Origin of the sequence: Pseudomonas sp. 7-41 (assembly GCF_021233075.1) — a bacterium.
Taxonomy (GTDB): Bacteria; Pseudomonadota; Gammaproteobacteria; order Pseudomonadales; family Pseudomonadaceae; genus Aquipseudomonas; species Aquipseudomonas veronii.
The window spans coordinates 470,565-488,935 of the sequence record NZ_CP089551.1 but is presented as its reverse complement, the minus strand read 5'-3'; the positions used below and the strand labels follow the sequence as shown (position 1 = coordinate 488,935).

The 18,371-nt window shown below is 62.2% G+C and carries 15 protein-coding genes; 11 read left to right on the top strand and 4 right to left on the bottom strand.

Annotated features, from left to right (window positions below; genetic code table 11):
• Positions 1–63: 63 nt before the first annotated feature.
• The 5 genes from gshA (at position 64) to tauD (ending at position 5,367) form a co-directional block, all read left to right on the top strand.
• Positions 64–1,647 carry a glutamate--cysteine ligase gene (gene gshA, locus LQ249_RS02130; protein WP_126587746.1) on the top strand — a complete coding sequence of 528 codons (1,584 nt, stop codon included), beginning with the start codon at positions 64–66 and terminating at the stop codon, positions 1,645–1,647.
• A 262-nt stretch (positions 1,648–1,909) separates the two neighbouring features.
• On the top strand, positions 1,910–2,887 hold the full coding sequence (gene tauA, locus LQ249_RS02125) for a taurine ABC transporter substrate-binding protein (RefSeq protein WP_017848578.1): 978 nt from the start codon (positions 1,910–1,912) through the stop codon (positions 2,885–2,887).
• A 16-nt stretch (positions 2,888–2,903) separates the two neighbouring features.
• A complete protein-coding gene (tauB, locus tag LQ249_RS02120) occupies positions 2,904–3,683 on the top strand; it encodes a taurine ABC transporter ATP-binding subunit (RefSeq protein ID WP_017848579.1) in 780 nt (259 codons plus the stop codon).
• Complete coding sequence (tauC, locus tag LQ249_RS02115) at positions 3,680–4,516, top strand: taurine ABC transporter permease TauC (protein WP_017848580.1); 837 nt, start codon at positions 3,680–3,682, stop codon at positions 4,514–4,516. Before tauB ends, tauC begins: the two co-directional genes overlap by 4 nt.
• 14 nt (positions 4,517–4,530) lie before the next feature.
• Entirely contained in the window at positions 4,531–5,367 is an 837-nt protein-coding gene (tauD, locus tag LQ249_RS02110; protein WP_079442629.1) for a taurine dioxygenase, read from the top strand.
• 143 nt (positions 5,368–5,510) lie between these two features.
• On the opposite strand, the gene mgrA is transcribed toward tauD, so the two are convergent.
• The 4 genes from mgrA to epsC form a co-directional block, all read right to left on the bottom strand.
• Complete coding sequence (gene mgrA / locus LQ249_RS02105; protein WP_017848582.1) at positions 5,511–6,548, bottom strand: L-glyceraldehyde 3-phosphate reductase; 1,038 nt, start codon at positions 6,546–6,548, stop codon at positions 5,511–5,513.
• Positions 6,549–6,656: 108 nt separating this feature from the next.
• Complete coding sequence (locus LQ249_RS02100; RefSeq protein WP_082107807.1) at positions 6,657–7,985, bottom strand: OprD family outer membrane porin; 1,329 nt, start codon at positions 7,983–7,985, stop codon at positions 6,657–6,659.
• Positions 7,986–8,197: 212 nt separating this feature from the next.
• Positions 8,198–10,159, bottom strand: a complete 1,962-nt coding sequence (gene betT / locus LQ249_RS02095) for a choline transporter BetT (protein ID WP_017848584.1) — start codon at positions 10,157–10,159, stop codon at positions 8,198–8,200.
• Between the two features lie 1,100 nt (positions 10,160–11,259).
• The gene (gene epsC / locus LQ249_RS02090; protein WP_108526209.1) at positions 11,260–12,186 is read right to left on the bottom strand and encodes a serine O-acetyltransferase EpsC; all 927 of its coding nucleotides are present in this window, start codon (positions 12,184–12,186) and stop codon (positions 11,260–11,262) included.
• A gap of 166 nt (positions 12,187–12,352) precedes the next feature.
• Between epsC and LQ249_RS02085 the strand changes: the two genes are divergently transcribed.
• The 6 genes from LQ249_RS02085 (at position 12,353) to LQ249_RS02060 (ending at position 18,348) form a co-directional block, all read left to right on the top strand.
• Positions 12,353–13,348 carry a D-cysteine desulfhydrase gene (locus LQ249_RS02085; protein ID WP_046385058.1) on the top strand — a complete coding sequence of 332 codons (996 nt, stop codon included), beginning with the start codon at positions 12,353–12,355 and terminating at the stop codon, positions 13,346–13,348.
• 279 nt (positions 13,349–13,627) lie between these two features.
• Positions 13,628–14,422: a cystine ABC transporter substrate-binding protein gene (tcyJ, locus tag LQ249_RS02080; protein WP_017848587.1), complete on the top strand. Its 795-nt coding sequence runs from the start codon at positions 13,628–13,630 to the stop codon at positions 14,420–14,422.
• Entirely contained in the window at positions 14,422–15,087 is a 666-nt protein-coding gene (tcyL, locus tag LQ249_RS02075) for a cystine ABC transporter permease (RefSeq protein WP_017848588.1), read from the top strand. Before tcyJ ends, tcyL begins: the two co-directional genes overlap by 1 nt.
• A gap of 3 nt (positions 15,088–15,090) precedes the next feature.
• Entirely contained in the window at positions 15,091–15,837 is a 747-nt protein-coding gene (tcyN, locus tag LQ249_RS02070) for an L-cystine ABC transporter ATP-binding protein TcyN (RefSeq protein ID WP_046385059.1), read from the top strand.
• Between the two features lie 306 nt (positions 15,838–16,143).
• Positions 16,144–16,908 (top strand): hypothetical protein, encoded by a 765-nt coding sequence (locus LQ249_RS02065; protein ID WP_104904127.1) that lies wholly within the window; start codon positions 16,144–16,146, stop codon positions 16,906–16,908.
• Between the two features lie 198 nt (positions 16,909–17,106).
• Entirely contained in the window at positions 17,107–18,348 is a 1,242-nt protein-coding gene (locus LQ249_RS02060; RefSeq protein WP_126587740.1) for an SfnB family sulfur acquisition oxidoreductase, read from the top strand.
• Positions 18,349–18,371 lie beyond the last annotated feature (23 nt).

Here is an 18,371-nt window from a genome sequence, read left to right as displayed (position 1 = left end):
CACCCTTGTAGACCGTCCTGCCCACCCCCATATTGGGGCGACTGACGCGTGAAGGAATCCAACTTGAGCGAACTTCTCAACCGCCGCCTGGCCCTGCTCGGCAAGCGCGAACACCTCTCCCTGCTGGAGCATTGCTTGCACGGCATCGAGCGCGAATGCCTGCGTGTCACCCATGAAGGTCGCCTGGCGCAGACGCCGCATCCCGAAGCCCTGGGCGCCGCGCTGACCCACGAACAGATCACCACCGACTACTCGGAATCGTTGCTGGAGTTCATCACCCCAGCCCTGCCCAACCCGGCCGATACCCTGAGCAGCCTGGACAAGATCCATCGCTTTGCCTACAGCAAGCTCGGCAGCGAATACCTGTGGAGCCCCTCGATGCCGTGCCCGTTGCCGGCCGAGGAAGACATTCCGATTGCCTACTACGGCACCTCCAATATCGGACAGCTCAAGTACGTGTATCGCAAGGGCCTGGCCCTGCGTTACGGCAAGACCATGCAGTGCATTGCCGGCATCCACTACAACTTTTCCCTGCCGGAAAAATTGTGGCCGCTGCTCAAGGAAAGCGAAGGCTTCGTCGGCACCGACCGCGACTATCAGTCCGACGCCTATATCGCGCTGATCCGTAACTTCCGCCGCAACAGCTGGCTGCTGATGTACCTGTTCGGTGCCTCGCCGGCGCTGGACGCAGGCTTCCTGCGCGGCCGTTCGCACCAGTTGGACGTGCTGGATGCCGACACCTTGTACCTGCCGTATGCCACCAGCCTGCGCATGAGCGACCTGGGTTACCAGAGCAACGCCCAGGCCGGCCTGACGCCGTGCTACAACGATTTGGCCAGCTACACCGACAGCCTGCGCGAAGCGGTGGCAACGCCCTACGCGCCTTATGTCGAAGTCGGCACCCACAAGGATGGCGAGTGGGTGCAGCTCAACACCAACATCCTGCAGATCGAAAACGAGTACTACTCCAACATCCGCCCCAAGCGCGTGACCTACACCGGCGAGCGGCCGATCCAGGCGCTGATGGCCCGTGGCATCCAGTACATCGAAGTGCGCTGCCTGGACATCAACCCGTTCCTGCCGATGGGCATCGACCTGCAAGAGTCGCGCTTCCTCGATGCGTTCCTGCTGTATTGCGCGATGAACGACAGCCCGCTGTTCGCCGACAACGAGTGCGGCAACGCCACCTCGAACTTCCTCAGCGTGGTCAAGGAAGGCCGGCGTCCGGGCCTGCAACTGCAGCGCAAGGGCCAGGCGGTGGACATGAAGGAATGGGCCACCGAGCTGCTGGAGCAGATCGCGCCGCTGGCGGCACTGCTCGATCAGAGCCACGGCATCGAGGAACACCGCCAGGCACTGGACGCCCAGTTGGCCAAGGTCAACGACCCGGCCCTGACGCCATCGGCCCAGGTGTTGGCCGCAATGGCCGAGCGCAAGGAAAGTTTCGCCCAGTTCTCCCTGCACCAGAGCGAGGTGCATGCCGAGTATTTCCGCAGCGAACCGTTGCCCGCCGAAGAGCAGGCGCACTTTGAAGAACTGGCACGCAAGTCGCTGGCGCAACAGGCGGAGCTGGAGCAGAACGAAGTGGGCGATTTCGATGTGTTCGTCGGCTCGTACCAGGCCAGCATCCTGGCCATCAGCAACTAAAAAACGAACTCACTCCCCCAGGGAAATGAGCTCTATGTGGGAGGGGGCTTGCCCCCGATAGCAGTCCTCAGTTAACTGATCAGTGACTGAACCACCGCTATCGGGAGCAAGCTCCCTCCCACATTTGCCCTCACTGGGATGAAGAATCCCGCCCACCCTTCTCCTCATAAGCTAATTCGAAAAAGTTATTTATTTTCGCATTCTTAGATCATTTAGTCTCCTCACACGCCGACACTCGGCCGCCTGATTGAGGAGCTTCCCCTTGAAACTGCATTCCCCTCTCCGCCTCTTGGCGGCATTGTCCCTGGCCGGTGCCAGCCTGTTCGCCCAGGCGGCGGATGTGACCATCGCCTACCAGACCACCGTGGACCCGGCGAAAGTCGCCCAGGCCGACGGCGCGTATGAAAAAGCCACGAACGCCAAGATCGACTGGCGCAAATTCGACAACGGTTCCGACATCATCGCCGCCATCGCGTCCGGCGATGTGCAGATCGGCTACCTCGGTTCCAGCCCGCTGACCGCCGCCATCACCCGTAAAGTGCCGGTGCAGACCTTCCTCGTCGCCACCCAGATCGGCGGTGCCGAAGCCCTGGTGGCGCGCAACGGTTCGGGGATCAATGGCCCGCAGGACCTGATCGGTAAAAAAGTCGCCGTGCCCTTCGTATCCACCGGCCACTACAGCCTGCTGGCCGCGCTGAAGCACTGGAACATCGACCCGGCGAAAGTGACCATCCTCAACCTCGCGCCGCCGGCCATCATCGCCGCCTGGAAGCGCGGCGATATCGACGCCACCTACGTATGGGACCCGGCCCTGGGCGTGGCCAAGGAAAACGGCAAGGTGCTGATCACTTCCGGCGAGCTGGCCACGTTCGGCGCGCCGACCTTCGACGCGTGGATCGTGCGTAAGGACTTCGCCGAGAAGCATCCGCAAATCGTCAGCGCTTTCGCCAAAGTCACCCTGGATGCCTACGCCGCGTACCGCAAAGACCCGCAAGCCTGGCTCGCCGACAAAAGCAACGTCGACAAGCTGGTGAAACTCTCCGGGGCCAAGGCCAGCGACATCCCCGCGCTGCTGCAAGGCAACGTCTACCCGCTGGCCGCTGAGCAGGTGACCCTGCTGGGCGCGCCGACCATCAAGGCGGTGACCGATACCGCGGCATTCCTCAAGGAACAAGGCAAGGTCGAGGCGGTGCTGCCGGATTACGCCCCTTACATCAGCGCCAAGTTCATCACCCACTGATCAGGAGTTCATCGCGATGGCCTTGCTACAACTGGAGCGCATCAGCGCACGGTACCCAGGCGCCACAGAACCGGTACTGTCTGATATTTCACTCGAACTTGGGCCCCGGCAATTGCTGGTGGCCCTCGGCCCGTCCGGCAGTGGCAAGACTTCGCTGTTGAACCTGATTGCCGGTTTTGTCGAGCCCTCTGCCGGGCGCATCAGCCTCGATGGCGTGCCAGTCAAAGGCCCGAGCGCCGAACGCGGCGTGGTGTTCCAGGACGATGCCCTGCTGCCCTGGCAGGACGTGCTGGCCAATGTCGGCTTCGGCCTGGAGCTGGCCGGCGTGAGCAAGGCGCAACGCGAAGTGCGCGCCCGGGAAATGCTCGCGCTGGTGGACCTGGCCGGTTTCGACAGCCGGCGCATCTGGCAACTGTCCGGCGGCCAGAAGCAACGCGTCGGCCTGGCCCGCGCCCTGGCGGCGGACCCGCGTGTACTGCTGATGGACGAACCCTTCGGCGCCCTCGATGCATTCACCCGCGAACAGATGCAGGAGCTGCTGCTGCAAGTCTGGCGGCGCACGGCCAAGCCGGTGTTCCTGATTACCCATGACATCGAAGAAGCGGTGTTCCTTGCCACCGATCTGATCCTGCTGGCGCCCAACCCCGGTCAGATCGTCGAGCGCCTGCACCTGGATTTCGGTCAACGTTATGCGGCCGGCGAGTCGGCGCGAGCGATCAAATCCGACCCGCGCTTTATCGAAACCCGCGAACACGTGCTGGGCAAAGTGTTCTCCCAACGGCAGGTGTCCGCATGAGCAGCTACGAACTTCCCGCCACGGTCGCCAAGCCGGTGGCGCGCACCGTTATCCCGCTGCGGCGCAGCCTGAGTACGCGTTGGATCAGCCTGTTGACGCTGGTTGCCTTGCTGGTGATCTGGTGGGCGGTGACCGCCAGCGGACTGATCGAACCATTGTTCCTGCCGCCACCGTCCGCCGTGCTGCAAAAAGGCTGGTTGCTGGCGACCACGGGCTATATGGATTCCACCTTGTGGCAGCACCTCGGCGCGAGCCTCGAACGTATCGGCCTGGGCCTGGGCTTTGCGGTGCTGACCGCGGTCCCGGTGGGGATTGCCATCGGCTCGAACCGTATCGCACGGGGCATTCTCGACCCGTTGATCGAGTTCTACCGGCCGATTCCACCCCTGGCCTACCTGCCGCTGATCGTGATCTGGTGCGGCATCGGTGAGCTGTCCAAAGTGCTGCTGATCTACCTGGCGATCTTTGCCCCGATTGCCATCGCGACCGCGACCGGCGTGCGTACCGTCGACCCGGCCAAGCTGCGTGCCGCGCAGTCGCTGGGGGCCACGCGCGCCCAGCTGATTCGCCACGTGATCCTGCCGAGCGCGCTGCCCGACATCCTCACCGGCGTGCGTATCGGGCTGGGAGTTGGCTGGTCGACCTTGGTCGCCGCCGAGCTGATCGCCGCCACCAGCGGCCTGGGCTTCATGGTGCAGTCGGCGGCGCAGTTCCTGGTCACCGATGTCGTGGTGCTGGGGATTCTGGTGATCGCACTGATCGCCTTCGCCATGGAAATGGGCCTGCGGGCCCTGCAGCGTAAATGGGTGCCGTGGCATGGCCAGGCACACTGAGTGATGAGAACCCAATGAGCAGCCTGACCGTTACCCCATTAAGCACCGCCCTCGGCGCGCAGATCAGTGGCGTCGATATCACTCAACCGCTGAGCCCCGAACAGCGCGACGCCATCGAACAGGCGTTGCTCACTCATTCGGTGGTGTTTTTCCGCGACCAGCCGCTCACGCCGCAGCAACAAGCACGCTTCGCGGCGAACTTCGGCGATCTGCACATTCATCCGATCTACCCCAACGTGCCGGAACAGCCTGAAGTGCTGATCCTCGACACCGCCGTCACCGACGTGCGCGACAACGCCGTGTGGCACACCGACGTGACCTTTCTGCCCACCCCGGCCCTCGGCGCGGTGCTGAGTGCCAAGCAACTGCCGGCGTTTGGCGGCGACACGCTGTGGGCCAGCGGGATTGCTGCGTATGCGGCCCTGTCCGAGCCGCTGAAGAGGCTGCTCGACGGGCTCACCGCCACGCACGACTTCACCAAGTCCTTCCCGCTGGAGCGTTTTGGCAACACTGCCGAAGACCTGGCGCGCTGGGAAGAAACCCGCAAGAAGAACCCGCCGCTGTCACACCCGGTGGTACGCACCCACCCGGTGAGTGGGCGCAAGTCGCTGTTTGTCAGCGAGGGCTTCACCACCAGAATCAACGAGCTGGAAGCGGCGGAGAGCGAGGCGATCTTGAAACTGCTGTTCGCCCACGCGACACGCCCGGAGTTCACGATTCGCTGGCGCTGGCAGGAGAATGACGTGGCGTTCTGGGATAACCGCGTCACCCAGCATTACGCGGTGGACGACTACCGGCCACAGCGGCGGGTGATGCACCGGGCGACGATTCTTGGCGATGTGCCGTTCTGAGCCGAACACGACAGTCGCCACACTGAAGACAAAATGTGGGAGGGGGCTTGCCCCCGATTGCGCTGTATCAGTCAATGCATGTACTGACTGACCCACCGCAATCGGGGGCAAGCCCCCTCCCACATTGACCGGGTCGTGCCGGGTTATTCAGCCGTCGATGGCTTTTCCCACAAGTTGATCCCGCCTTCCAACGCGAACCGATCGATCTCCGCCAGTTCTTCGGCGGTAAAGCTCAAGTTCTTCAGCGCCCCGACGTTTTCAATGATCTGCTCCGGCCGGCTCGCGCCGATCAGCGCACTGGTTACCCGTGGGTCACGCAGGGTCCAGGCCAGGGCCAGTTGGGCCAGGCTTTGGCCACGGCGCTTGGCGATTTCATTCAGCGCGCGCACGTGAGCGAGGTTGGCTTCGGACAAGTGCTTGGCCTGCAACGAACCGCCACCGGGGCGATTGACCCGTGCATCGGCCGGCACGCCATTGAGGTACTTGTCGGTCAGCAGCCCCTGGGCCAACGGCGTGAACGCGATCACCCCGGCGCCGAGGGCTTCGGTGGTGTCGAGCAGGTCTTTTTCCACCCAGCGGTTGAGCAGGTTGTAGGCCGGCTGATGGATCAGCAGCGGGACTTTCCACTCGTTGAGCAAGGCCGCGATTTCGCGGGTTTTCACCCCGGAGTAGGAAGAAATACCGATGTACAACGCCTTGCCTTGCTGCACGGCGGTGGCGAGGGCGCTGGCGGTTTCTTCCAGGGGGGTGTCGGCATCGAAGCGGTGCGAGTAGAAAATATCCACATAGTCGACGCCCAGGCGCTGCAGGCTCTGGTCCAGGCTCGCCAGGATGTATTTGCGCGAACCGCCGCCCTGGCCATAAGGGCCGGGCCACATGTCCCAACCGGCCTTGCTGGAGATGATCAATTCGTCGCGGTAATGCTTGAAGTCTTCGCGCAGCAAACGCCCGAAGTTGATCTCGGCGCTGCCATAGGGTGGGCCGTAGTTGTTGGCCAGGTCGAAGTGGTTGATCCCCAGGTCGAACGCTGTGCGCAGCAGGGCGCGCTGGGTGTCGATCGGGGTGCTGTCGCCAAAGTTGTGCCACAGCCCCAGGGACAGTGCCGGCAGCACCAAGCCACTGCGGCCGACGCGGCGATACGGAATAGATTCGTAGCGGTTTTCGGCAGCGATATAAGTCATCGAATCCTCTCTTGGACGGGGGCAAATAAGGCCTGGGAATAAGCCTATTCCCAGGCCTTTTAAGCAGCTGAATCGCTTAACGTTGCCTTTCCGTTTTACAGCAAACTCCTACCAGAGTGGAACGACATAGCTGACATAAAAGCGGTTTTCATCCTGCACGGTGGCACCGGTAATGTCTGGGCTGGCGTGGGCGTTTTTCCAGGTCACGCCCAGGCCCTTGAGGGTGCCGGTCGGCACTTGGTAGGCCACGGCAACGTTGCGTTCCCATTCGCTGGTAGTGCCTTGTGCGGTGCGGATGTCATCGCCGTGGGCATAGGCGGCGGAGAACGTCAGGCCGTTGAGGCCCAGTTTGCCGAAGTCATATTTGTATTGCGCCAGCCAGGTGCGTTCGCCGGCGTGCTGGAATTTGTTCAACTGCATGTTGGTCAGCGCCGGGGTGTCGGCACCCGAGCCGGGGCCCTGGCGGCTGTCGCCGCTGTTCAGGCCGGAATCCAGGTAGGGGAAGTCGCTGCTGCCGCTGTTTTTCTGGATGCCGAGGCCGACGGTATGACCTTCCAGGCTGTAGCTTTCCAACAGGCTGACGGTGGACTGGTTGATGCGGCCCTTGTTCACGCCATCGCCATAGACCCCCGCCGCGGCATAATCCTTGTCGCCATCGGCGTTACCGCCCACCCCCAGGCTGCGGAACATACGCACATCGGTGTCGATCGCACCGACCGACAACGCGTCATGGCGCTTGGCACCGAGGAAGAACTGTTGGTAGTAATCCTCAAGGTTGGAATACCACAGGCTGACGGTGGTGCCCGGCAAGCCGGTGTAGTCGGCACCGCCGAAGAGGAAGCGGTCGCTTTCCTTGGTGCCGCCCGCGGTGATCATGCCCTGGTCGCCGGTTTCATTGCGGATCTTGGTCTTGAAGATATCGCCACCGGTGAAGGTGAAGTCGCTGAGGTCCTTGGAGACCAGTTGCACACCGGTGTTGGTCTGCTGGTACAGGCGGCCGTCGGTGTTGGCCAGCACCGGGTTGTTGCCATACAGCGTACCGACCCGCAGTTCATCCTTGGCGAAGCGCATTTTGAACGTCGGGCTCAGCACGCCGAACTGGTCAGCGGATTTACCGTCGTCCAGCGGGAACATGCTGCCGGGGTAGCGGCCCTGGTGATTCTTGTCATTGAGGTCGCCGCCGGAGTCCAGTTTCAAACCGTAAAACGCCTGCAAGTCGAGGCCGAAACCCACGGGGCCTTCGGTGTAGCCGGACTTGAAGTTGAACTCGAAACCCTGGCCCCAATCGCGAATGCTGTGGGCCTTGGCATTGCTACCGACCACGTCACGCCCCTGCTGGTTGAGATAGCGGTTGAGCAGGGTCACATCGGCGTGGCTGTCATCGATAAAATCGGCATGGGCGGACAGCATAAAGCTCGCCATGGCGACACCGACCATGGGGCTTAATAACGTCTTCATTGTTACCGGTCTCCGTCACTGTTCTGAAATGAAAGCGTCAAACGCTTCACACAATTACGCAGTGGCTAGATGACAGTTGCGCGTCAAAACGCGGCGGGGGCACATGAAATTAAGTTTAAGAAAGCCCCGTAATAGAGGCTTTGCGTGGGGGTAAAGCGCGCCCTGCCCACGCGGGAGCAGGGCCTGGAACATCAACGCACCAAATGCAGGAACTGCAGGTGGCGCTCGTACTGGTCGAGAATATCGTTGATGACCTGCTCCTTGGTATAGCCCACCAGATCGTAGTCCTGGCTGCCCTCGCTCAAGTGGACTTCGGCCCGGTAGTAGCGACGGTTGTTGAGCTCCTTGGAACCCATGCCGCCACGGGCAAACGACGGTGTGAAGTACCCGCGCATTTGTACCTGATAAACGAACGGATGCTCTTCGCCATGGCCGATTTCCAGGCTGACGCTGTCGTTGGACGGGTCAGGCTGGGTCACCACATTCAGGCCCTTCTCGACGAACACAGCGGTCACTTCTTCAATCGCCGGGCGTACCGTCGACTCAAGGAAGCGGTACACCTCGTCGCGCGACGGGAAATGCACCGCCTGGCTCAAACGCTGGCGCCAACCGCCACGGCCCTTGCGCGCCGCGGACACCGGGGCCAACGAATGCAGTTGGGCGATCTGCTTCTGCGATTCGAGGTAGAAGGCTTTGTGCAGCCCCCACATCATCAGCAGCAGGATCAACGAGAACGGCAACGAGGTCAGCACCACCGCCGATTTCAGCGAATCGATACTGCCGGCAAACAGCAAGGCACTGGTCACCAGCGCGGTCATCGCGCCCCAGAACACCCGCAGCCACTTCGGCCCGTCTTCATCGGCGTTACCGCCTTTGGATGACAGCGTGGACAGCACCACGGTGCCGGAGTCGGCGGAGGTGACGAAGAACACGAAGCTGATAAACACCGTGACCGCGATCACCGTCTTGCTCCACGGGTAGGTTTCCAGCAGCAGGTAGAGGCTCATCGACGGGTCATCGATGGCCGACTGGCCGAGCGCCGTCATCCCGTGATTGAGCACCTGGTCGATGGCGCTGTTGCCGAAGATCGACATCCACGCCAGGGTGAAACCCAGCGGGATCAGCAGCACGCCAAACACGAATTCGCGGATGGTGCGGCCACGGGAAATACGCGCGATAAACAGGCCCACGAACGGCGACCAGGCAATCCACCAGGCCCAGTAGAACACGGTCCAGCCACCCAGCCAGTCGCTCGGCTTGTCGTAGGCGTAGACGTCGAAACTCTTGGTCGGCAGTGCGCCGAGGTAGTCGCCGATGTTCTGGATCAGGGTGTTGAGCAAGTGCTGGGTGGGCCCGGCGAACAACACGAACAGCAGCAGCGCACAGGCCAGCAGCATGTTGATGTCGGACATCACGCGCACGCCCTTGTCCACGCCGGCCACCGCCACCAGGATCGCCGCACCCATCATCAGGGTGATCAGGCCGACCTGGATCCACTGGGTGTGGGCAATGCCAAACAGGTAATCCAACCCGGCGTTGAGGTGCAGCACACCGAAGCCCATGTCGGCACCGAGGCCGAACACCGTGGCGATGATGCCGAAGCCGTCCACCGCGTAGCCGATCGGGCCGTTGATGCGCTTGCCGATCAGCGGGTACAGCGCCGAACGCAACGCCAGCGGCAGGTTATGCCGGTAGGCGAAGTACGCGAGGGCCATGCCGACAAAGGCGAACACGCCCCAGCCATGCAGGCCCCAGTGCAGAAACAGGATCTGCATGGCCTGGCGCGCGGCATCGGCGTTCATCGCCGCGCCCTGGGGCGGTTGCACCAGGTGCGTCAGCGGCTCGGAGACGCAAAAGAAAAACAGCGTGATGCTGATCCCGGCGGCGAACAGCATGCCGGCCCAGGACAGGTAACTGAACTCGGGCTCGTCGTGGTCGGCACCGAGTTTTATCTTGCCGTAGCCCGATAGCGCGGTGACCACCACGAAGACCAGATACAGAGTCATCGCGAGCATGTAGTACCAGCCGACCGTATTGGCCGCCCAGTTTTGCGCCGCCAGCAACCAGGCACCGGCCTGTTGCGGGATGGCGATGACGGTGATGCCAAACAGCAGGATGAAGCTTGCGGCGAAATAGAACACGGGCGCATTCATACGCACCAGACCGCTGGGTGGGGTGGTCGATGCACTCATGAACGATGCACCCCTGAGGTGTGAGATGTGGCTGTGAATAACGGACTCAGCAAAGGTAAGCCTCCTGTTGTGAGCGGGCAGCGAACCACCGATTTAACTTGAACGAACGTTCAAGTTAAACATGGATAGGCGGTTTTGGACTAATCGCAGGGCTGAGTGGTAGGTGATTCCTACACTAGCTCAAGGACTGGTATGACGCCTGGGCGAGGCAAATCGTTCAGCGGTTGCCGACTGAAATACCGCTCACATTTGAAACGCAGTCAACCTGTGGGAGGGGGCTTGCCCCCGATTGCGGTGGGTCAGCCAACACATGCATTGAGCGGCCCACCGCTATCGGGAGCAAGCTCCCTCCCACAGGGTTTTGTGTGATCTTTTGGGTGCCGTCGTCATGCTGAGGAATTGAACATGGATAGGCCGCAGGCTGAGGGGTAGGTGATTGAACGAGGCAAATCATCCAGCGGTTGCCGACTGAAATACCCCTCACATTTGAAATACAGTCACCCTGTGGGAGGGGGCTTGCCCCCGATTGCGGTGGGTCAGCCAGCACATGCATTGAGCGGCCCACCGCTATCGGGAGCAAGCTCCCTCCCACAGGGTTTTGTGTGATCGATAGGCCGCAAGGCTGAGGGGTAGGTGATTGAACGAGGCAAATCATCCAGCGGTTGCAGGCTCAAATACGGTTCACATTTGAAACGCAGTCAACCTGTGGGAGGGGGCTTGCCCCCGATTGCGGTGGGTCAGCCAGCACATGCATTGGGCGGCCCACCGCAATCGGGAGCAAGCTCCCTCCCACAGGGTTTTGTGTGATCTTTTGGGTGCCGTCGTCATGCTGATAAATTGAACATGGATGAGCCGCAAGGCTGAGGGGTAGGTGATTGAACGAGGCAAATCATCCAGCGGTTGCCGACTCAAACACCGCTCACATTTGAAACGCAGTCACCCTGTGGGAGGGGGCTTGCCCCCGATTGTGGTGGGTCAGCCAGCACAGGCATTGAGCGGCCCACCGCTATCGGGAGCAAGCTCCCTCCCACAAGTTTGTGTGTGATGTTTAAGGGCGTGCGTTACTTTTGGGTGCCGTCGTCATGCTGCAGATTCGCCTGCGTGATGTTCGCCCCCACCGGTACGCTGCGGGTCAGCCACACGTTGCCGCCAATGGTCGAGCCCTTGCCGATGGTGATCCGCCCGAGGATCGTCGCCCCGGCATAGATCACCACGTCGTCCTCGACGATCGGATGGCGTGGATGGCCTTTCTGCAACTGCCCGTCCTCATCCGCCGGGAAGCGCTTGGCGCCCAACGTCACCGCCTGGTAGATACGCACGCGCTCGCCGATGATCGCGGTTTCGCCAATCACCACACCCGTGCCGTGGTCGATAAAGAAACTCGGGCCGATCTGCGCGCCGGGGTGTATGTCGATGCCGGTGGCCGAGTGGGCGATCTCCGCGCTGATGCGCGCCAACAACGGCAGGCCGGCGCGGTACAGATGATGGGCCAGGCGATGGTGAATCACCGCCAGTATCCCCGGATAGCACAGCAGCACTTCATCCACACTGCGCGCAGCCGGGTCGCCGTGGTAGGCGGCCAGCACATCGGTGTCCAACAGGCTACGCAGGGACGGCAAGGCCAGGGCGAAATCCTGGATCAGGCGGATGGCGCGGGCGTCGACCTCACTGTCATCCTGGCCGCTCTGGCGCGCGGCGTAGCGCAGTTCCAGGCGCGCTTGGCCGAGCAAAGCATTCAAAGCGACGTCGAGGGTGTGGCCGACGTAGAAATCTTCACTTTCCTCACGCAGGTCCACCGGCCCCAGGCGCATCGGAAACAGCGCGCCGCACAGCGCTTCGAGGATCTGCGCCACGGCATCGCGCGAAGGCAGCTCACGACCGCCGTGCTCGCCACTCATGCGGCCATTGCGCGCTCGCCACTGGTCCCGCGCGCTGCGCAGTTGGCTGACAATGGTGGGTAATTGCCAATGACTGGAACGCTCACTCACGGTATTCACTCCTGACAAAATGGCCATCACTTTACGATAGGCACCCCGGCTGCTCTTAAGAACCAATGGTGCAATGCTAAGAACCATCAAGCATAAACGATTGGCGGTTGCCCGATGAAAAGTGCCTGCCTATAGTCGCCCCATCACTTAGCAACCGTGCGTAGCCATGATCAAACAACAGCTCGACCGTTTTAACCGCCTGGAACTGCTGGGCGGCGCCACTGCCCTGGAAAAACTCGAGCGGCTGTCGACCTGGCTGGGCAGGGACATCTACGTCAAGCGCGACGACACCACACCGCTGGCCATGGGCGGCAACAAGCTGCGCAAACTCGAATACCTGGCGGCCGATGCCATCGCCCAGGGCGCCGATACCCTGGTGACCGCCGGGGCCATCCAGTCCAACCACGTGCGCCAGACCGCCGCGCTGGCCGCCAAGCTGGGCCTGGGCTGCGTCGCTCTGCTGGAAAATCCCACCGGCACCGAAGACCCCAACTACCTCGGCAACGGCAACCGCCTGCTGCTGGACCTGTTCGACGCCAAGGTCGAGTTGGTAGAGAACCTCGACAACGCCGACGACCAGCTCAACGCCCTCGCCGATCGCCTGCGCAGCAACGGCAAGAAGCCGTACCTGGTGCCCATCGGCGGCTCCAATGCGCTCGGCGCCCTGGGTTATGTGCGGGCCGGGCTGGAACTGGCTGCGCAGATCGAAGACAGCGGTCTGGAATTCGCCGCCGTGGTCTTGGCCTCGGGCAGTGCGGGCACCCACAGTGGCCTGGCCCTGGCGTTGAGCGAAGTGCTGCCGAACTTGCCGGTCGTCGGCGTTACCGTGTCGCGCACCGACGAAGCCCAACGCCCGAAAGTGCAGGGCCTGGCCGAGCGCACCGCCGCGTTGCTCGGTGTGGACATCCCCGAGGCCTTCAAGGTGATCCTGTGGGACGAATACTTCGGCCCGCGTTATGGTGAACCGAACGCCGGCACCCTTTCAGCGGTCAAGCTATTGGCGAGCCAGGAAGGCTTGCTGCTCGACCCGGTCTACACTGGCAAGGCCATGGCCGGCTTGCTGGACGGTATCGGGCGTCAGCGCTTTGAGGATGGCCCGATCATTTTCCTGCATACCGGTGGGGCGCCAGCGTTGTTTGCTTACAACGCCGTATTTAACTGAATAAACAGGGATCAACATGTGGGAGGGGGCTTGCCCCCGATAGCGGTGGGTCAGTGATACATGCATAAACTGACACGGCCCTATCGGGGGTAAGCCCCCTCCCACATTGGACCAAGCACATATTCAAAAATAGAATATCAATTTAGATTTATATTATTTTCAAGTCTTAAAAACCGGCTTTATCATCGCGCCGTAGGCGAAGACGCGCTACGCGCTTTAAGGCAGGATACGTCTACCGCGTCACCTGCTTCGCTCAACATAACAACACAGGGGCTCTTCATGACTATTTCTGTATTCCGTCGCACATTGCTGGTCGGCACTCTGGGCCTGGCCCTCGGCGCTGGTTGGTTGGGCCAGGCCGTGGCTGGCGAACAGTTGGGCAACATCAAGAAAGCCGGTGAGATCAAGATCGGTCTCGAAGGCACTTACCCACCGTTCAGCTTTGTCGACGAAAGCGGCAAGCTCAGCGGTTTCGAGGTCGAGCTGTCGGAGGCGCTGGCCAAGGAGCTGGGCGTCAAGGTCAAACTGCAGGCCACGCCATGGGACGGCATCCTCGCCGCCCTGGAATCCAAGCGCCTGGATGCGGTCGTCAACCAAGTGACCATCTCCGAAGAGCGCAAGAAGAAGTACGACTTCTCCAAGCCTTATACCGTCTCCGGCATACAGGCCCTGACCCTGGCCAAAAACGTCGACACCATCAAGACCGCCGACGACCTGGCCGGCAAGAAAGTCGGCGTGGGCCTGGGCACCAACTACGAACAATGGCTCAAGGACAATCAGCCCAAAGCCATCATCAAGACCTACAACGATGACCCCACCAAGTTCCAGGACCTGCGCATCGGCCGCATCGACGCGATTCTGATCGACCGCCTCGCCGCACTCGAATACGCCAAGAAAGCCAAGGACACTGCCGCCGCCGGCGACGCCTTCTCCCGCCAGGAAGCCGGTATTGCCCTGCGCAAAGGCGAGCCGGAATTGCTCGAGGCCGTGAACAAGGCGCTCGACAAACTGCGCGCCGACGGCACCTTGAAGAAGCTGTCCGAGAAGTACTTCAACGCTGACGTCACTCAATAATGGAAGCAGGTTTCCAACTCGCGCTGGACTCCGCGCCCTTTCTGCTCAAGGGCGCGTATTTCACGGTAATCCTCAGCCTCGGCGGGATGTTTTTCGGCTTGCTGCTGGGCTTCGGCCTGGCCTTGATGCGCCTGTCGCGCTTCATGCTGCTGCGTGGGGTCGCTCGCGTCTACGTGTCGTTCTTTCGCGGCACGCCCCTGCTGGTGCAACTGTTCCTGATCTACTACGGCTTGCCGCAAGTGGGCATCGAGCTGGACCCGATCCCGGCCGCCATGATCGGCTTCTCGCTGAACATGGCCGCCTACGCCTGTGAAATCCTGCGTGCCGCCATCGCGTCCATCGAGCGCGGCCAGTGGGAAGCCGCGGCCAGTATCGGCATGACCCGCGCGCAGACCCTGCGTCGGGCCATCCTGCCGCAAGCGATGCGTACCGCGTTGCCGCCGCTGGGCAACAGCTTTATTTCGCTGGTCAAGGACACCGCGCTGGCGGCCACCATCCAGGTGCCCGAGCTGTTCCGCCAGGCGCAACTGGTGTCGGCGCGCACCTTCGAAATCTTCACCATGTATCTGTCCGCCGCCCTGATCTACTGGGTCCTGGCAAGCATCCTGGCGCATTTTCAAAATCGTCTGGAAGACCGGGTCAACCGGCATGACCTGGAGTCTTGAAGCATGATCGTGGTTGAAAAACTGACCAAACAATTCAACGGCCAGGTGGTGCTCAACGGCATCGACCTGGAGGTCAAGGAAGGCGAAGTCGTCGCCATCATCGGCCCCAGCGGCTCCGGCAAGACCACGTTCCTGCGCTGCCTGAACTTCCTCGAAACCCCCACCAGCGGTCGCATCAAGGTCGGTGACATCGAGATCGACAGCAGCAAGCCGCTCAACCAGCAACAGGGCCTGGTGCGGCGCCTGCGCCAGCACGTGGGTTTTGTGTTCCAGAACTTCAACCTGTTCCCGCACCGCACCGCGCTGGAAAACGTCATCGAAGGCCCGACCGTGGTCAAGAAGATGCCCCGCGAGGCCGCGACCGCCCTGGGCCGCACGCTGTTGGCGCGGGTCGGCCTGGCCGGCAAGGAAGACGCCTACCCTCGGCGCCTCTCCGGCGGCCAGCAACAGCGCGTGGCGATTGCCCGGGCGTTGGCCATGGAGCCGGAGGTGATCCTGTTCGACGAACCCACCTCGGCCCTCGACCCGGAACTGGTGGGCGAAGTGCTGGCGACCATTCGCAGCCTGGCCGAAGAAAACCGCACCATGGTGATCGTCACCCACGAAATGAGCTTTGCCCGGGATGTCGCCAACCGGGTGATCTTCTTCGACAAAGGGGTGATCGTGGAGCAAGGCGAGGCCAAGGCGTTGTTCGCCAACCCCAGGGAAGAACGCACGAAACAGTTCCTGAGCAAGTTTCTCGCGCATTGACGCGCGCCCACCGGCAGCACAACGCGTGTGGGGGAGCCCGCTCCCGCACACGCCCGGCCTGCCTGGGTAAAACAGCCCCCGCGCCACCCCCGAAATTCCCGCGCCCAGTCAGACCGTTCTGAATCGTCCCAAACCCGCCGTTTAGCCTTTTGCCGCCATTGACGCCCTCCGGCCAACGCTCTTATCTAGCGCCCAGAGGATTGGATCCTATCCCGGCTTTTCACTGAATCGTTCCTTTCGGCCCCCGTCGCGTTCCCGCGCCAAGGGTCCGGAACGATTGCTGCTGGCTGCATCAAGGAGATTACTATGACGCGCACCGCAACCCCGGCCCTGCTCACTGCCCCGACCCTGCCCCAGGCACTTGGCAACGGCATCAACGCCCTGGCCGCCACACAGCTGCAAGTCGACATCGCGCCCTACCCCGGCATGGATGAGGGTGACCTGATCGAGCTGTTCTGGAACAACTGCTTTGCCGACTCGCGGCGTGTCACCGCGTGCAAGGTCGGCACCGCCACCCAACTGCGGGTGCCGGAAAGCTTTGTGCAGGACGGCCATGCACGGGTTCACTACCAGGTCATGCAGATCGGCCACGGCCCCGCACGCTCAGCGGTGACCACGGTGCAGGTCAAGACCAACTACCCGGGCGGCCAACCGAGCGCGCTGTACAGCGACGAAAACCAGAACCTCGCCCCTGTGGGCCTGCCCGACATGATTCGTCGCTACGGCGTCAACAGCAGCCAGGTGCGGCGCGGTATTCCGCTGACCATCGAACCCTACCTGAACATGACCCGCGGCGACGCCATCACCCTGCGCTGGGGCGATGCGCGCCTGGACCTGCCGAAAATCCAGGCCCGAGCCGTCGGCATCGCGGTGCAGGTGTGGGTGCCGTCGGCGATCATCATCGAAGCCGGCGACGACAGCCGGCTGGACGTCACGTACTGCATTCTCGATCGGGTGGGCAATAACTCACGCTGGGCGCCGGCCCGCACACTGCGCATCGCCGCCTATGTGCCGGCGACGCCGAAGCGCCCTTCCAGCGCCGCGCAGATCTATCAACCGCGTCGCCCCTGAAGCGTGGGTAACGGCCCTTCTATGCATATTCCTAAAAGTTAGTTTATTTAAATATTTAACACGTTTAGGGTATATAAACCGGACCACCGGACATTCCTGATTGTTTTGTTTCCATTTCATTGAATGCGAGGTCGGTATGGTCAGAATTACCCCGGTGCATAACGCCAGGGCATTACGTGCAGCCAAGGAGCGGCGCTGATGTCTAACTTGGCTCTAACACCCCCCCAGAGTGATCTGGACGTCGCCCCCCTGCTGTTGCCGGCCGTTGTGCTGCGCAACGATGCCCAAGCGCTGAGCGCGGCCCATGAGTTGGCCCAGGCCGCGCGCGTACAGGCCGCCAAGCGCGACCAGCAGCGCAAGCTGCCCTGGGCGCAGATCGAGCAATTCACCCGCAGTGGTCTGGGCAGTATTTCCATTCCCCGCGAGTACGGCGGCCCGCAGGTGTCGTTCACCACCCTGGCCGAAGTCTTCGCGATCATCAGCGCGGCCGACCCGGCCCTCGGGCAGATCCCGCAAAACCATTTCGGCATCCTGCACCTGCTGCAGGGCGCGGCCACCGAGCGCCAGAAAAAACAGCTGTTCCAGAGCGTGCTCGACGGCTGGCGCATCGGTAACGGCGGCCCGGAGCGCGGCACCAAAAACACCCTGGAGCTCAAGGCGCGGATCAGCGCCGAAGGCGACGGTTACGTGATCAGCGGCCAGAAGTTCTACTCCACCGGCGCCCTGTTCGCCCATTGGGTCGCGGTGAAGGCGCTGAACGACGACGGCAAGCAGGTCATGGCATTTGTGCGCCGTGGCACGCAAGGACTGCGCATCGTCGACGACTGGTCCGGCTTCGGCCAACGCACCACCGCCAGCGGCACCGTGCTGCTCGACCGGGTGCCGGTGGACGCAGAGCTGGTGGTCGAAAACTGGCGCCTCGGCCAAAGCCCGAATATCCAGGGCGCGGTCTCGCAATTGATCCAGGCAGCCATCGATGCCGGCATTGCCCGTGGCGCGCTGGATGACGCCATTGCGTTCGTCCGCGAGCGCTCACGCCCATGGATCGACGCCAAGGTCGAACGCGCCAGCGATGACCTGTATGTGATCGCCGACATCGGCAAATTGAAGATCGAACTGCACGCCGCCGAAGCCCTGCTGCGCAAGGCCGGCCAGGTGCTGGACCAGGTCAGCGCCGCGCCGATCACCGCGCAGTCCGCCGCACGCGCCTCGATTGCCGTGGCCGAGGCCAAGGTGTTGACCACCGAAGTGTCGCTGCTGGCCAGCGAAAAACTCTTCGAACTGGCCGGCAGCCGCGCCACCCTCGCCGAATTCAACCTCGACCGCCACTGGCGCAATGCCCGGGTCCACACCTTGCACGACCCGGTGCGCTGGAAGTATCACGCGGTGGGCGCTTATCGCCTGAACGGCACATTGCCGGCTCGTCACTCCTGGATCTAACCGCCCAGAACACTTTTTCCACG

Excerpts from the sequence above, each read along its gene's own strand:
- tauB (WP_017848579.1), top strand. The coding sequence starts at position 2,904 with ATGGCCTTGCTACAACTGGAGCGCATCAGCGCACGGTACCCAGGCGCC.
- tauC (WP_017848580.1), top strand. The coding sequence starts at position 3,680 with ATGAGCAGCTACGAACTTCCCGCCACGGTCGCCAAGCCGGTGGCGCGC.
- tcyJ (WP_017848587.1), top strand. The coding sequence starts at position 13,628 with ATGACTATTTCTGTATTCCGTCGCACATTGCTGGTCGGCACTCTGGGC.
- LQ249_RS02060 (WP_126587740.1), top strand. The coding sequence starts at position 17,107 with ATGTCTAACTTGGCTCTAACACCCCCCCAGAGTGATCTGGACGTCGCC.
- tauD (WP_079442629.1), top strand. The coding sequence starts at position 4,531 with ATGAGCAGCCTGACCGTTACCCCATTAAGCACCGCCCTCGGCGCGCAG.
- tcyL (WP_017848588.1), top strand. The coding sequence starts at position 14,422 with ATGGAAGCAGGTTTCCAACTCGCGCTGGACTCCGCGCCCTTTCTGCTC.
- tcyN (WP_046385059.1), top strand. The coding sequence starts at position 15,091 with ATGATCGTGGTTGAAAAACTGACCAAACAATTCAACGGCCAGGTGGTG.
- betT (WP_017848584.1), bottom strand. The coding sequence starts at position 10,159 with ATGAATGCGCCCGTGTTCTATTTCGCCGCAAGCTTCATCCTGCTGTTT.
- mgrA (WP_017848582.1), bottom strand. The coding sequence starts at position 6,548 with ATGACTTATATCGCTGCCGAAAACCGCTACGAATCTATTCCGTATCGC.
- LQ249_RS02085 (WP_046385058.1), top strand. The coding sequence starts at position 12,353 with ATGATCAAACAACAGCTCGACCGTTTTAACCGCCTGGAACTGCTGGGC.
- LQ249_RS02100 (WP_082107807.1), bottom strand. The coding sequence starts at position 7,985 with ATGGTCGGTGTCGCCATGGCGAGCTTTATGCTGTCCGCCCATGCCGAT.
- LQ249_RS02065 (WP_104904127.1), top strand. The coding sequence starts at position 16,144 with ATGACGCGCACCGCAACCCCGGCCCTGCTCACTGCCCCGACCCTGCCC.